The sequence below is a fragment of the Hyphomicrobium sp. GJ21 genome (assembly GCF_001006785.1).
GTDB lineage: Bacteria > Pseudomonadota > Alphaproteobacteria > Rhizobiales > Hyphomicrobiaceae > Hyphomicrobium_B.
Genome location: NZ_CDHO01000002.1, coordinates 190,652 through 204,679 on the forward strand (window position 1 = coordinate 190,652; position 14,028 = coordinate 204,679).

The 14,028-nt window shown below is 61.5% G+C and carries 13 protein-coding genes; all 13 read left to right on the forward strand.

Annotation, left to right across the window (positions count from 1 at the left end):
* The first annotated feature begins 59 nt into the window (after positions 1–59).
* The 13 genes from HYPGJ_RS03930 to HYPGJ_RS03990 all read left to right on the forward strand — a co-directional run bounded on the left by HYPGJ_RS03930 (position 60) and on the right by HYPGJ_RS03990 (position 13,974).
* The gene (locus HYPGJ_RS03930) at positions 60–1,832 is read left to right on the forward strand and encodes an alpha/beta fold hydrolase (RefSeq protein WP_046846689.1); all 1,773 of its coding nucleotides are present in this window, start codon (positions 60–62) and stop codon (positions 1,830–1,832) included.
* The gene (locus tag HYPGJ_RS03935; RefSeq protein ID WP_046845996.1) at positions 1,829–3,235 is read left to right on the forward strand and encodes a bifunctional enoyl-CoA hydratase/phosphate acetyltransferase; all 1,407 of its coding nucleotides are present in this window, start codon (positions 1,829–1,831) and stop codon (positions 3,233–3,235) included. Before HYPGJ_RS03930 ends, HYPGJ_RS03935 begins: the two co-directional genes overlap by 4 nt.
* Entirely contained in the window at positions 3,232–4,419 is a 1,188-nt protein-coding gene (locus HYPGJ_RS03940; protein ID WP_046845997.1) for an acetate/propionate family kinase, read from the forward strand. The genes HYPGJ_RS03935 and HYPGJ_RS03940 overlap by 4 nt, the downstream gene beginning before the upstream one ends.
* Positions 4,419–5,192, forward strand: a complete 774-nt coding sequence (gene fabI, locus HYPGJ_RS03945; RefSeq protein ID WP_046845998.1) for an enoyl-ACP reductase FabI — start codon at positions 4,419–4,421, stop codon at positions 5,190–5,192. Before HYPGJ_RS03940 ends, fabI begins: the two co-directional genes overlap by 1 nt.
* Positions 5,193–5,436: 244 nt before the next feature.
* On the forward strand, positions 5,437–7,101 hold the full coding sequence (gene ccoN / locus HYPGJ_RS03950; protein ID WP_046845999.1) for a cytochrome-c oxidase, cbb3-type subunit I: 1,665 nt from the start codon (positions 5,437–5,439) through the stop codon (positions 7,099–7,101).
* A 12-nt stretch (positions 7,102–7,113) separates the two neighbouring features.
* Positions 7,114–7,851 carry a cytochrome-c oxidase, cbb3-type subunit II gene (gene ccoO / locus HYPGJ_RS03955; RefSeq protein WP_046846000.1) on the forward strand — a complete coding sequence of 246 codons (738 nt, stop codon included), beginning with the start codon at positions 7,114–7,116 and terminating at the stop codon, positions 7,849–7,851.
* A 13-nt stretch (positions 7,852–7,864) separates the two neighbouring features.
* Positions 7,865–8,041 carry a cbb3-type cytochrome c oxidase subunit 3 gene (locus tag HYPGJ_RS03960; RefSeq protein ID WP_046846001.1) on the forward strand — a complete coding sequence of 59 codons (177 nt, stop codon included), beginning with the start codon at positions 7,865–7,867 and terminating at the stop codon, positions 8,039–8,041.
* Positions 8,038–8,958: a cytochrome-c oxidase, cbb3-type subunit III gene (gene ccoP, locus HYPGJ_RS03965; protein ID WP_046846002.1), complete on the forward strand. Its 921-nt coding sequence runs from the start codon at positions 8,038–8,040 to the stop codon at positions 8,956–8,958. Before HYPGJ_RS03960 ends, ccoP begins: the two co-directional genes overlap by 4 nt.
* Positions 8,955–10,439 carry a cytochrome c oxidase accessory protein CcoG gene (gene ccoG, locus HYPGJ_RS03970; RefSeq protein ID WP_046846003.1) on the forward strand — a complete coding sequence of 495 codons (1,485 nt, stop codon included), beginning with the start codon at positions 8,955–8,957 and terminating at the stop codon, positions 10,437–10,439. Before ccoP ends, ccoG begins: the two co-directional genes overlap by 4 nt.
* Positions 10,436–10,927 (forward strand): FixH family protein, encoded by a 492-nt coding sequence (locus HYPGJ_RS03975; protein ID WP_046846004.1) that lies wholly within the window; start codon positions 10,436–10,438, stop codon positions 10,925–10,927. The genes ccoG and HYPGJ_RS03975 overlap by 4 nt, the downstream gene beginning before the upstream one ends.
* A complete protein-coding gene (locus HYPGJ_RS03980) occupies positions 10,912–13,107 on the forward strand; it encodes a heavy metal translocating P-type ATPase (RefSeq protein ID WP_046846005.1) in 2,196 nt (731 codons plus the stop codon). The genes HYPGJ_RS03975 and HYPGJ_RS03980 overlap by 16 nt, the downstream gene beginning before the upstream one ends.
* Positions 13,104–13,289 (forward strand): cbb3-type cytochrome oxidase assembly protein CcoS, encoded by a 186-nt coding sequence (ccoS, locus tag HYPGJ_RS03985; protein WP_013216003.1) that lies wholly within the window; start codon positions 13,104–13,106, stop codon positions 13,287–13,289. Before HYPGJ_RS03980 ends, ccoS begins: the two co-directional genes overlap by 4 nt.
* Positions 13,252–13,974, forward strand: a complete 723-nt coding sequence (locus tag HYPGJ_RS03990) for a sulfite exporter TauE/SafE family protein (protein WP_244466006.1) — start codon at positions 13,252–13,254, stop codon at positions 13,972–13,974. Before ccoS ends, HYPGJ_RS03990 begins: the two co-directional genes overlap by 38 nt.
* The last annotated feature ends 54 nt before the right edge of the window (positions 13,975–14,028 follow it).

Genomic DNA, 14,028 nt, shown 5'->3' on the forward strand with positions numbered 1-14,028 from the left:
GCAGGGAGCGTCAAACGAACCAAGCGTGGCCAATGTGTGATGCGCGCGGAGAGACGCTCTTGCGAGATACAAATCAGACGATCGATATTCCGAAAGCCCAAACACCCGAGCAATTGATCGATCAGGCGGCGCTTGCCGGCCTTGGGCATATGACATCCGGTCTATCGCCGATCGGCCTAACTCTGGCTGTTCTGGATTGGAGCATGCATCTGGCCGTGGCGCCCGGAAAGCGGATCGCGCTCGCCGAAGCCTATGGGCAGCTTCTTGCGGACACGATGCAGCGCGCGGCGCGTGGCATCACCGGCGCCGAGGTCGAAGACGGAGCGGGTCATAGCAAAACGCCTGCACGGCGCGATCCTCGCTTTTCCGGCGACGCCTGGAATCAGTTTCCGTTTCAGTTCTGGGCCGATACCTTTAGCGCTGTCGAGGATTGGTGGTCCTCGGCGACGCGCGGCGTGCCGGGCGTGTCTCCACATCATGAAGCTGTCGTGTCATTCGCCGTGCGCCAGTGGCTCGACATGTGGTCGCCCTCCAATTCTCCATTCGCAAATCCGGCCGTCGCGCAGCAGACGCTTCGCGAAGGCGGGGCCAATCTCGTCAGAGGCGCGCAGATCTGGCTTGAGGACGCAGAGCGGATCGCGGGCGGAAAACTTGCTGCGGGTGCTGAAGCGTTCAAGGTCGGTGAGACGGTCGCGGCAACACCGGGCCAGGTCATCTTCCGCAATCACCTGATCGAGCTGATCCAATACGCTCCGGCCGGAGAAACCGTGCACGCGGAGCCGATCCTGATCGTTCCGGCTTGGATCATGAAGTATTACGTGCTCGATCTGTCGCCGAACAATTCGCTGATCAAATTTCTTGTCGACCAGGGCTTCACGGTTTTCTGCATCTCCTGGCGCAACGTCTCCGCTGAGGATCGCAATCTCTCACTCGAGGATTATCGCCGGCTCGGCGTGATGGCGGCGCTCGATACGATTTCGGCGGTCGTGCCGGATCGGCCGGTGCACGCCGCCGGCTACTGTCTCGGCGGAACGCTCCTGTCCATCGCCGCGGCCGCGATGGGCGAAACGGGCGACGATCGTCTTGCAAGCGTCACCTTGCTCGCGGCTCAGACCGACTTCACTGAGCCGGGCGATCTGCAACTGTTTATCGACGATAGCCAGGTGGCGCTTCTCGAAGCTCTGATGGGCCAAAGCGGCACGCTCGACTCCTCGCAAATGGCCGGCGCGTTCCAGCTTCTGAAATCCAACGACCTGATCTGGTCGCACATGATCCATGACTATCTCATGGGTGAGCGCAGCCAGATGATCGACTTGATGGCCTGGAACGCTGATGCAACGCGAATGCCCTTCCAAATGCATTCGGATTATCTGCGCAAACTGTTCCTGCGCAACGATCTCGCGAGCGGACGCTACGTCGTCGATGGCAATCCGATCGCGCTGCAGAACATCCGCGTTCCGGTGTTTGCGGTCGGAACCGAGCGCGATCATATCGCGCCCTGGAAGTCGGTTTATAAAATCCACTATCTCGCGGATACCGGCGTCACGTTCGTTCTTACGAACGGCGGACACAACGCCGGCATCGTCAATGAGCCCGGACATGCGAACCGCCATTTCCGTCTTCTGACGAAAGCGCGAAACGACATCTGTCTCAGCGCCGACGAATGGTTTTCAGCGGCCAACGTGAAGAACGGATCGTGGTGGCCGGTCTGGACCGACTGGCTCGCGGCACACGCTTCGCCTCAAAGAGTTTCACCGCCCGCAATGGGCTGCGAGGCGAAAGGCATTTCGCCGCTTGCTGCCGCGCCCGGAACCTATGTGCTGCAACGATGACAGCTATAATCCCCCAGATCCGCCTGACCAATCGCACGTTCGACGAATTGGAAATTGGCGAGAGCGCCTCCCTCACGCGGTTTGTGAGCGAAGACGACATCAAGCTGTTCGCCGCGACATCGGGTGACGTCAATCCCGCCCATCTCGACGCAGCATATGCGGCGACAGATATATTCGGTCACGTCGTCATTCACGGCATGTGGACTGCGGCGCTGCTGTCCACGCTGCTCGGTACGCAACTACCGGGACCTGGAACGATCTACCTCGGCCAGGACCTGCGCTTCCGCCGTCCGGTCGCGCCGGGCGATACCGTCACGGCAACCGTCACCGTGCGTGAGAAGGGGCCGGATAAGCGCGTCGTTCTCGATACATTGTGCGTCAACCAGAACGGCAAGGAAGTGTTGTCGGGCCAGGCGACGGTCATCGCGCCAACCGAAAAACTGAGCCTGCCGCGCATTCCGGTGCCGGAAGTCGCGCTCCGTCGTCACGGCCGCTTCGATCAGTTCCTCGAGCAGGCGAAATCGCTGCCCGCGTTGCCGACCGCCGTCGTGCATCCGTGCAGTCCGGAAGCAATCTCCGCCGCGATCGAAGCCAAGCTCGAAGGCCTCATCGAACCGGTGCTCATCGGTCCACCGCACAAGATCGCCGCCGCTGCCGAGAAAGCCGGTGTTTCGATCGAAGGCTTGCGCATCGAGGCGACCGAGCACAGCCACGCAGCCGCCGCCAAAGCCGTCGAGCTTGCATCGTCGGGCGCCGTTCGTGCGTTGATGAAAGGCAGCCTTCATACCGACGAATTGCTCGGCGCCGTCGTCGCGGCGCAGTCGGGCCTGCGCACCGAGCGGCGCATCAGCCACGTCTATGTGCTCGACGTGCCCTCGTATCCCAAGCCCTTGATCGTCACGGACGCGGCGATCAACATCATGCCGACGCTCGATCAGAAGCGCGACATCTGCCAAAACGCCGTCGACCTAATGCACGTGCTTGGCGTCGCCGAGCCTTTGGTCGCCGTTCTCGCAGCCGTCGAAACCGTCAACCCCGCGATGCCCGCAACGCTCGAAGCCGCCGCCCTGACGGTGATGGCGGCGCGCGGTCAGATCACCGGCGCGAAAGTCGACGGCCCGCTCGCGTTCGACAATGCCATCAACCTCGACTCCGCGCGCATCAAGGAGATCGTGTCGCCCGTTGCGGGGCGCGCCGACATTCTCGTCGTTCCGAACCTGGAAGCGGGGAACATGCTCGCCAAGCAGCTCATTTATCTCGCTGGCGCCGACGCCGCCGGCCTCGTGCTCGGTGCGCGCGTTCCGATCATCCTGACCAGCCGAGCCGATACGCTGCGCGTGCGTCTGGTGTCGGCCGCGTTGGCCAAGCTCGTCGCAGAACACCGGACCAGCGCGACCGCATGAGCGAAATTCTGATTACCTTCAATCCGGGCTCATCGACCATCAAGCTCGGCCTTTACCGCATGGCCGAAGACGGGCCTGTGCGATTGGGCCGGGGCGTCATCGATCTCAGACGCACGCCGCTGCTGTTGCATGTCGTCGAAGGTCCGACCGTTGCCGACATTCCTTTGCGCGCCGAAGTCACCGAGGATCTGCACGAACTCATCGATGAAACGCTCGGCTGGCTGAGCGATCACTTCGCACTTCAGGGAATAGCGGCGGCCGGTCATCGCGTCGTGCATGGCGGGGACGCTTTCTCCGGTGCAACTCTGATCACCGATGACACGCTGGCGACGATTGCGCGCTTTGTCGATCTGGCGCCGCTGCATCAACCGCAGAGTCTCCGATTGATCCGCGCGATCCGGCATCTCCGCCCCGACCTGCCGCAAACGGCGTCGTTCGACACGGCGTTCCATAGGACGCAATCCGACATCGTCCGCCGCTTCGCCCTGCCGCGTGAAATGTTCGACGCCGGAATCAAGCGATACGGATTTCACGGGCTGTCCTACAAATTCGTGGCATCGAGGCTACGCGAGCTTGCTCCCGATCTCGCAGCCGGACGTGTCGTCGCCGCGCACCTTGGCAGCGGCGCGAGCCTCTGCGCGCTCGAAAACGGCGAAAGCCGCGATACGAGCATGGGCTTTTCGACGCTCGACGGAATCCCGATGGCGACGCGCTGCGGCGCGCTCGACCCGGGGGTCGTCATCCATCTCCTGAAGCAACAAGGACAGTCGCTCGCGAGCGTCGAAGACATTCTCTATCACCGCTCGGGATTGCTCGGCGTCTCGGGAATAAGCGCCGACAGCCGCGATTTGCTCGGCAGCGATCAACCGGCGGCGCGCGAAGCGATCGAATTGTTCACGCATCGGATCGCGCAGGAGATCGCCGCGCTTGCGACGACGCTCGGCGGCCTCGACGCCGTGATTTTTACAGCTGGCATCGGTGAACACCAGCCCGCGATCCGTGCGGAAGTTTGCGCGCGCCTCGCGTGGCTCGGCATCACGCTGGACGACAATGCTAATGCCGCCAACGCAACACGCATCGATGCGCAGGATAGCGAAGTCGGCGTTCTCGTAATCCCGACGGACGAAGAGCAGGTGATCGCCATCGAAGCCTGCGCGCTTTTGAAGTCCAGCAGAGAGGCCTGATGAAACCGATCGTCGATCTTACCGGCAAGCGCGTGCTCGTCGTCGGCATCGCCAACAAGAGCAGCATCGCCTATGGCTGTGCCGAGGCGCTGAAGGCCGCTGGCGCCGACCTCGCGGTGACGTACCTGAACGCCAAGGCCGAACCGCACGTAAGGCCCTTGGCGGAGGAACTGAACGCGTCGATCATCGTCCCGTGCGACGTGCGTATTCCAGGCGAGTTGGAAAGCGTTTTCGATACCATTCGCGCGACGTGGGGTCGTCTCGAAGGCGTCGTACATTCCATCGCGTTCGCACCACGCGAGGACTTGCACAACAGTCTTGTGCTTTGCTCGGCCGAAGGCTTCGCGATGGCGATGGATGTTTCATGCCACTCCTTCATCCGCATGGCGAAGCTGGCGCTGCCCTTGATGGTCGATGGCGGCAGCCTGCAAACGGTGAGCTTCTTCGGCGCCAACCGCGTTGTCGAGCACTATAATCTCATGGGGCCGGTTAAGGCCGCGCTGGAAGCGACGGTGCGGACACTCGCTTCCGATCTCGCGCCGCGTCGCATCCATGTGCACGCGCTGTCATCCGGGCCTGTCGCGACGCGCGCAGCCTCAGGGATAGATCGCTTCGACGAGCTTTTGGAAAAGACGCGCGAGCGCACGCCGGATCATCAGCTGGTGACGATCGAACAGATCGGGCGCATCTCAGCTTTTCTCGCAAGCGACGCCGGAAGCGCCATGACGGGCTCGACATCCTATGCCGACCACGGTTTCCACGTCGTCGCGTAACGCGACCGGAAACTGCTGGCGTGGTCTTTCGGCGTCGTTGCACTCGCGTCCATTCTGACGCAGATGTGGCTGCGATAAACTGTCATAAAAGGTTCACGTCTCAGCTCGCTTACAACATTTCGGATTGGGCGAAAGTTGAAGACAATCACTGCGCGAGCTCCAGTGACGCACTTGACCTAAATCAAGGTTGCTGACTGTTCATCATCCGAGTGTGCGGCTTCCCTGGTGGGATCGGGAGGCAGCTTTGCAAGATGTATTGGACGAGCGCTCAGGATTAAGCGACTCGCTGGCGCTGATTAGCGCAGTCATAATCGGCTTAATTGGTCTGATCTTCGCGGTCGCTGGAGAGGAGGAAATACTCCGATTTCAGGGACTGCTTTTTTTGGGTGCCGGCGTCGCGGCAGGTTTATATGTCGCAACCCATCCAACCAATCTCAGAGAAGAAAAGCGTTCCGGCTATTTCGATGGCCCAATTCGCGTTGCGACAATCGCGTGCGTATTCTGGGGCGTCGTAGGCTTTCTTGTTGGCGACATTCTCGCTTGGCAGCTCTCGTTCCCGGCTCTCAATCTTGACCTGCCGTGGACCAACTTCGGCCGCCTGCGACCGGTTCACACTTCAGCCGTTGTTTTCGCCTTCGGCGGCAACGCGCTCCTCGCGACATCGCTTTACGTGGTCCAGCGCACGAGCCAGGCGAGAATGCCGGGCAAATGGGCGCCGTGGTTCGTCGTTTGGGGATACCAGCTCTTTATCGTCATCGCCGCGACCGGCTATTTGATGGGTGTAACGCAAAGCAAGGAATACGCGGAGCCCGAGTGGTACGCGGATATCCTGCTGACGCTCGTATGGGTCACTTACCTTCTGGTGTTCCTCGGCACGCTCAAAGGCCGGCAGGAACCACACATCTACGTCGCGAACTGGTTCTTCCTCGGCTTCATCATCACCGTCGCGATGCTGCATGTGGTCAACAACCTCGCGCTGCCGGTATCGTTTCTGGGAACGCTGAGCTACCCGCTGTTCCCTGGTGTCCAAGGCGCGATGACGCAATGGTGGTACGGGCATAACGCCGTCGGCTTCTTCCTGACGGCCGGCTTCCTCGGCATCATGTATTACTTCATTCCGAAGCGCGCCGAGCGCCCGGTGTACTCATACCGCTTGTCGATCGTGCACTTCTGGTCGCTGATCTTCCTCTACATCTGGGCAGGTCCGCACCATCTCCACTACACCGCTCTTCCGGAGTGGACGCAGACGCTCGGCATGACGTTCTCGATCATGCTGTGGATGCCGTCGTGGGGTGGCATGATCAACGGTCTCATGACGCTCTCGGGTGCGTGGGACAAGCTCAGAACCGACCCGGTCATCCGGCTGCTCGTCGTCAGCGTCGCCTTCTACGGCATGTCGACGTTCGAGGGCCCGCTGATGTCCATCAAAGAGGTCAACTCGCTCTCGCACTACACCGACTGGACGATCGGCCACGTGCATTCCGGCGCGCTGGGATGGGTCGGCATGATCTCGTTCGGTGCCGTCTACTGCCTCGTTCCGTGGCTTTGGAAGCGCAAAGGCCTCTACTCGCAGAAGCTTGTCGAGTGGCACTTCTGGCTCGCGATGATCGGCATCGTTCTCTACATCTCGTCGATGTGGGTCGCGGGCATCACGCAGGGTCTGATGTGGCGTGCTTACGACCGCCTCGGCTTCCTCAAGTATTCGTTCATTGAAACAGTCGAGGCGTTGCATTGGCCTTACGTCATCCGTGCGACAGGCGGCGTCCTGTTCCTGCTCGGCGGATTGATCATGGCCTACAACATCTGGCGCACCATTCGCAGCGACGTGTCGGTCGACGTCCGGGATCAGCCCGCAGTCGCCGCAGCACCGGAACTGCGCCCCGGCGCCATCGCAATGCCAGCCGAATAAGGAGCGATAATCGTGAACCACGCTATCTTCGAGCGAAACTCGATTATTCTTTTGATCGGCGCGCTGATTGTCGTGTCGATCGGCGGTATCGTCGAAATCGCACCGCTGTTCTACGTCCAGTCGACGATCGAGAAGGTGCAGGGCATGCGCCCGTACTCGCCTCTTGAGCTCGCCGGACGTGACATCTACGTGCGCGAGGGCTGCTACAATTGCCATAGCCAGATGATCCGCTCGCTCCGCGACGAGGTCGAACGCTATGGCCATTACTCGCTGGCCGCGGAAAGCATGTACGATCATCCGTTCCAGTGGGGATCGAAGCGCACGGGTCCGGATCTTGCGCGCGTCGGCGGCAAGTATTCGGATGCCTGGCACGTCGAGCACATGCGTGATCCGCGCTCGGTGGTGCCTGCGTCCATCATGCCGGGCTACCCGTTCCTCGATCAGACGCTTCTCGATACGTCGAATATTTCGAGGCGTATGAAAACCTTGAAGACGATCGGCGTGCCTTACACCGAAGAGATGATCGCCAACGCCGACAAGGATGTCGTTGCGCAAATCTCGCCGGACACGAAGGAGGCCAAGGCTCTGCTGACGCGCTATCCGAAGGCGCAGGTGCGTAAGTTCGATGGCCAGCCAGCGGGAGATAACGTCCGCCCGACGGAACTCGATGCCGTCATCGCCTACCTGCAGATGCTCGGCACGCTTGTCGACTTCACCAAGTTCGACGCCAGCGGTCCCAACCTGCGATAGGGGAGATTAGGTCGTGCCTTACGAAGACATACAAGTCGTTACGCAGATCGCGTCGCTCGCATTGTTCATGAGCATTATGATCGCGGCGTACATCTACGCTTTTCGCAGAAGCAACAAAGCTAAATTCGCCGAGGCGTCCGCTATGCCTCTTCGCGACGATGCGCCACCTGCCGATTGGGATAAGCAATGAGCCATCACAAAAAAATCGATGAAGTGACGGGTGTCGAAACGACCGGCCACGTCTGGGACGGCGACATCTGCGAACTGAACAAGCCGCTGCCGAAGTGGTGGCTCTACACGTTCTACGCCTGCATACTCTGGTCCATCGGCTATTGGATCGTGTATCCGGCCTGGCCGCTGGTCAACAGCTACACGATGGGCGTGCTGGGATTCAGTCAGCGCACTCAAGTCCAGAATGAGATCGACGAGTGGAAGTCTGGGCACGCGAAATATCGTACGCAGATCGCCGAGCTGCCGCTCGCCGACATCCGTAAGAACGAAGAACTCTTTCAGTTCTCGATCGCGGGCGGCGCAGCGCTTTTCGGTGAAAACTGCGCCGGTTGCCACGGTCGTGGTGCTCAAGGCGGCATCGGCTATCCCAACCTGAATGACGACGATTGGCTATGGGGTGGAAATCTCGACCAGATTCACCAGACCATTTCCTACGGCATCAGAAACGGCAACCCGAAGGCGCACGATACGGCGATGCCGCATTTCGGAACCGACAAGATCCTCGATAACGCGCAGATCAGCGACGTCGCAAACTTCGTTCGCTCCTTCGCGCATCTCGACGTCGATGCCGAGGCGGCCAAGCGAGGCTCGCAAATCTATGCCGACAACTGCGCCGCCTGCCACGGCGAGCAGGGCAAGGGCAATCAGGACATGGGCGCTCCCAACCTGACGGACGCCATCTGGCTCTACGGCAGCTCGCAGGAAGCCGTCATGCAAAGCGTTCGCACGGGGCGCGGCGGCATTATGCCGGCATGGTTGGAGCGTCTCGATCCAGTCGCAGTTAAAATGCTGACGCTTTTCGTGTATTCTCTCGGTGGAGGGCAAGCCGAAACGGCGAGCGCTCCCGCATCAACGGTGCCGGAAAAAGCCCAATGACGTCGATGAGCAAACCGAACAAGTTTCTGATCGGAGGGGAGGGCGCTCACTCCGCGCCGCCCCCTTCCACGCCCACGCATTCGGATTACGTCTCACGCAAGAAGATCTACCCCAAGCTTGCGCGCGGGACATTCCGGAACGTCAAATGGGCGGTGATGGCGATCACGCTCGGCATCTACTACATCGTGCCGTGGCTGCGCTGGAACCGCGGCGAGGGATTGCCGGATCAGGCCATTCTGTTCGACTTTGCCAATCAGCGTCTCTTGTTCGGACCTATCGAAATCTGGGCGCAGGAATTCTACTACGTGACCGGGCTGCTCGTGCTCGGTGCGCTTAGTCTGTTTCTCGTGACATCGATCGCCGGCCGCATGTGGTGCGGATACGCCTGCCCGCAGACCGTCTGGACCGACCTCATGATCGCGGTCGAACGCTTCTGGCAAGGCGATCGCAACGCGCAGTTGCGTCTTGATGGCCAGGGTTGGACGTTCGAAAAGATCTGGAAGAAATCGGTTACGCATCTGTCGTGGGTGCTGATCTCGCTCGCGACGGGCGGCGCGCTCGTCTTCTATTTCCGCGATGCGCCGACGCTGGGAGTCGAGCTTCTGCATGGAACGGCGCCCGTCGTCGCCTACGTGTTTCTTGGGCTCTTCACGCTCACGACCTATCTGCTTGGCGGCCTCGCGCGCGAGCAGGTCTGCATCTATATGTGCCCGTGGCCGCGCATCCAGGGCGCGATGGTCGATCACGACTCGCTCCTGATCTCGTATCGCGATCTTCGCGGCGAGCCGCGCGGCGCCCATAAGAAGGGGACGACTTGGGACGATCGCGGCGATTGCATAGATTGCCGCGCATGCGTCGCTGTTTGCCCGATGGGCATCGACATCCGCGATGGATCGCAGCTCGAATGCATTCAGTGCGCGCTGTGCATCGACGCCTGCAACGAGATCATGGATCGCGTGGAACGGCCGCGTGACTTGATCGCCTATACGACGATCGGCAACCTCGCCAACGCCACGACCGCGCCGCGCGAGGGCTGGCGCATCATTCGCCCACGTACCCTCCTTTATACGGCTATGATCACGCTCGTCGCATCGCTGATGGGCTGGTCGCTTCTCAATCGCGCCGATTTCGAGCTGAGCGTCATCCAGGATCGCAATCCGCTGTTTGTCGTTTTGAGCGACGGCGGCGTGCGCAACGGCTACACCGTGAAGATTGCGAACAAGATAGAGCATACGCGCCACTTCAAACTGAACTTCAGCGGCGTGCCTGGACTTCAGCCCAAATTCGTCGAGTTCGACGGCGTCGATCCGACCATCGAAGTGGGGCCGTCGGAAGTGCGGGCGGTGAAGGTTTTCCTGTTGCTCCCCGGCGACAAGAAGAAGGACCTGAAGTCCGACGCGGAACCCGTGAAGATCGAACTCGACGATGTTTCGAACGGACAGTCGACGTCACGCAATACAACCTTTAGGAGCCCGTCATGAGCGCTGCGGTGTCAGAGAAAGGTACGATTCGCGGCTGGCACGTGCTTGCCGCTCTCGTCGGCTTCTTTCTGACCGTCACTGCCGTCGATGTCATCATGATTACGAAGGCGGTTTCGACATTCAGCGGCGACACGGCCGACGCTTACCGCAAGGGCTTGGCCTACAACCAGACGCTCGAACAAGAAGTCATCCAGGATAAGCTTGGATGGCACGAAAGCCGGTCGTTCGATTCCGCTACGGGACGGCTTTCGATTTCCGTCACGGATGAAAACAAGACGCCGGTCGACGGCCTCGATCTGCAGGCTGACATCGGCCGCGCGGCGACCGACATTTTCGACCGTAGCATCGCGCTCCGGCCCTTGGGCAACGGCACTTATGGCGCTGAAATCGCCGGATTGTCGGAGGGCGCTTGGACGCTGTCGGTCAACGCTTCAGATAACGGCAAGATCGTTTACAGATCGAGGGCCCGGATATGGAAGCAGCCCTAGATGCGCCGGTCGTAACACACGAACCAAACGCAACGTCACGGCAGACGGTCGTTCTCTCGGTACCGACCATTGTCTGCGGGAATTGCCTCCGCTCGGTTGAAAATGCGCTGCGCGCGCTGCGGGGCGTCGAAGCGGCACGCGCCAATCTGACCACCAAACGCGTGTCGGTGGTCGTCGATCCCGAATTGAGTTCCACGGTCGACCTGACGACGGCGCTCGAGCGCGCCGGTTATCCGTCAGCACTTCTCGCAGACGATGCCGAAACCGAACAGAAGGCGCGCGTCAGCGAACTCGTCCCGCGCGTCGGCGTCGCGGGATTTGCAGCCGCCAATATCATGCTGCTGTCCGTTTCGGTCTGGTCAGGCCAGGCGAGCGACATGGACAGCTCCGTCCGCGAGTTGTTTCACTGGTTGTCGGCGCTCATCGCGTTGCCGGCCGTCGGCTACGCGGGTCAGCCATTCTTCAGATCGGCAATTGCGGCGCTGAAGGCGCGGCGTCTCAACATGGACGTGCCGATCTCGCTCGGCGTCCTGCTGGCGACGGGCATGAGCCTCTTCCAGACGATGCGGAATTCAAATCAGATCTATTTCGACGCCGCTGTGACGCTTCTGTTTTTCCTGCTGATCGGCAGGGCGCTCGACGAGCGCATGCGCACGAAGGCGCGGGGCGCGGCCGAAAACCTGCTGGGCCTCAGAGCGAAAAACGCCACCCTCGTCGAGAGCGATCAGACGACGAAGGTCATTTCCGCGGCGAAGCTTAAGCCGGGCATGATCATCGCAGTCGCGGCGGGCGAGCGTGTGGCGGGTGACGGCGAAATCATTTCCGGCCAGAGCGAAATCGACGAGAGCCTGATCAGCGGCGAAACGCGGCCGCGCACCGTTAGCGCGGGCGATGCCGTCTATGCCGGAACCGTCAACTGCAGCGGCGCCTTGCGCGTGCGCATCACGGCTGCCGAAGAAAACACGCTGCTGAGCGAGATCGGGCGCATGATGCTCGCCGCCGAGCAAAGCCGCGGCCGCTACGTACGTCTCGCGGATCGCGCCTCGCGCCTCTATGCACCCGCCGTGCACGTTCTCGGGTTAACGACGTTTGTTGCCTGGATGCTGATCGGCGCGCCGTGGGAGCAGGCGCTGACCTACGCGATCGCGGTGCTGATCATCACATGCCCCTGCGCGTTGGCGCTGGCCGTGCCCGCTGTTCAGGTCGCCGCGATGAGCCGGTTGTTCAGCAAGGGCGTCATCGTCAAGGCACCCGATGGGCTCGAGCGTCTCGCCGAAATCGACTGCGTGGTCTTCGACAAGACCGGCACGCTGACGACCGGAGAGCTACGCCTCGGAACCAGCGGCAGCATTGATACGGTCGCGCTCGCACGGGCAGGATCGATTGCCGGAGCGAGCAGGCATCCGTATGCGCAGGCGCTTGTGAAAGCGGCCCGCGAGCAGGGCATCCGCGCGCAGGCCGTCGACGACGTGCAGGAAGTCGCCGGTTCCGGTCTCATCACGACCTCGGCTGGTGTCGAAGAAAAAGTGGGCTCCGCAACTTGGGTTGGCGCTGGCGATGGCCACGCATCGATCTGGTACGGCGCCGCAGGCAAACCGCCCGTCGGCTTCGACTTCGTCGATGAACCGAGAAAGGACGCGGCCGCCTGCGTCTCTGAACTCCAGCGCTCCGGATACATGGTCAGCCTGCTGTCGGGCGACCGGCGCGACGCCGTCGAGCAGACAGCCGCCGCTTGCGGCATCGAGGGCTGGGCCGCCGAAGTTCGCCCCGATCAGAAGCTCCAGACGATCGAAGCGTTGAAGGCGCGGGGTTACAAGACGCTGATGGTCGGCGACGGCCTAAACGATGCGCCCGCACTTGCCGCTGGACATGCCTCGCTATCGCCCGCATCGGCCATCGACATCGCCCAGAATGCCGCCGACGCCGTCTTCCAAGGCGAGCTGCTGCAGCCGGTCATCGAGACGCTGGCGATCGCCAAAGCCGCGCGCGGCCTGGCGCTTCAGAACTTTGCGATCGCGATCGTCTACAATTCCGTTTTCGTGCCCCTCGCGATGTTGGGTTACGTGACGCCGTTGATTGCGGCATTGGCCATGTCCGGCTCATCCATTATGGTGACCGCCAACGCGCTTCGGCTACGCTCGATGAAACTGCATCTGCCAAAGATCGGAACATCGCAATGACTGCGCTCGCTTGGCTCATTCCTGCTGCTTTGACGCTCGGTATGATGGGCCTGGCAGGCTTCCTTTGGGCGCTGCGCAGCGGCCAGTTCGACGATCTCGAAGGTGCCGGCTGGCGCGCCATCAGCGACGATAACGATGTCGCCGATGCGCCGCCGCATCGAGGACCGGCAGGCGATGCTTGAGCAGGACTTCATTCGTGGCGCTGCTGCGGGGCTTGCCAGTGCATTGCATTGCGGCACGATGTGCGGCGGGATCGCCTGCGGCGCCAATCTGCTGCTCGGAGCGAAGTCGCCGAGCGACAGGAACCTCAATCTCGCGTTGATGCAAGTCGGGCGCATCGCGACCTATTCCGCGATCGGCGGTGTCGCGGGCCTGCTCGGCGGCTCAGTGCTCGCCAACTCGCCTTTCAGCAATCCGGCCGTTCTGCAATGGGCAACGGCAGTGTCGCTGCTCTGGATGGGAATGGTCCTCGCCGGAGTGATGCCGCGGCTCGCCCTGATTGACAATGGCATGCAGGCCATCGCGTCGCGCGCGAACACGTTTCTGCGGCCCGCCGGACAGACGCGCTACATCGCGCCGGTGACGATGGGGGTCGTCTGGGGACTGAATGCCTGCCCGATGGTCTACGGCGCGGCGTTCCTCGCCTCGCTCACTCAGACGAGCGTCCAGGGCGCAACGTTCATGCTGGGCTTCGGCATCGGAACCGTGCCTGCCGTGATCGCGTCGGCGCTTGGATTGTCGTGGCTCAGCCAGCGCGCCGAGGGGACGCGATGGAAACTATTTGCAGGATTAGCGCTCGCAGCTAGCGGCGTTGCGGTCATCTACTTTCCGCAGCATTTCGCCAACCTGCTGTGTCTCGTCCAGTAGCTTGAAACTCTCCAATCATCGGAAAACAGAGCGAGCGCGATCGACCGATCACGC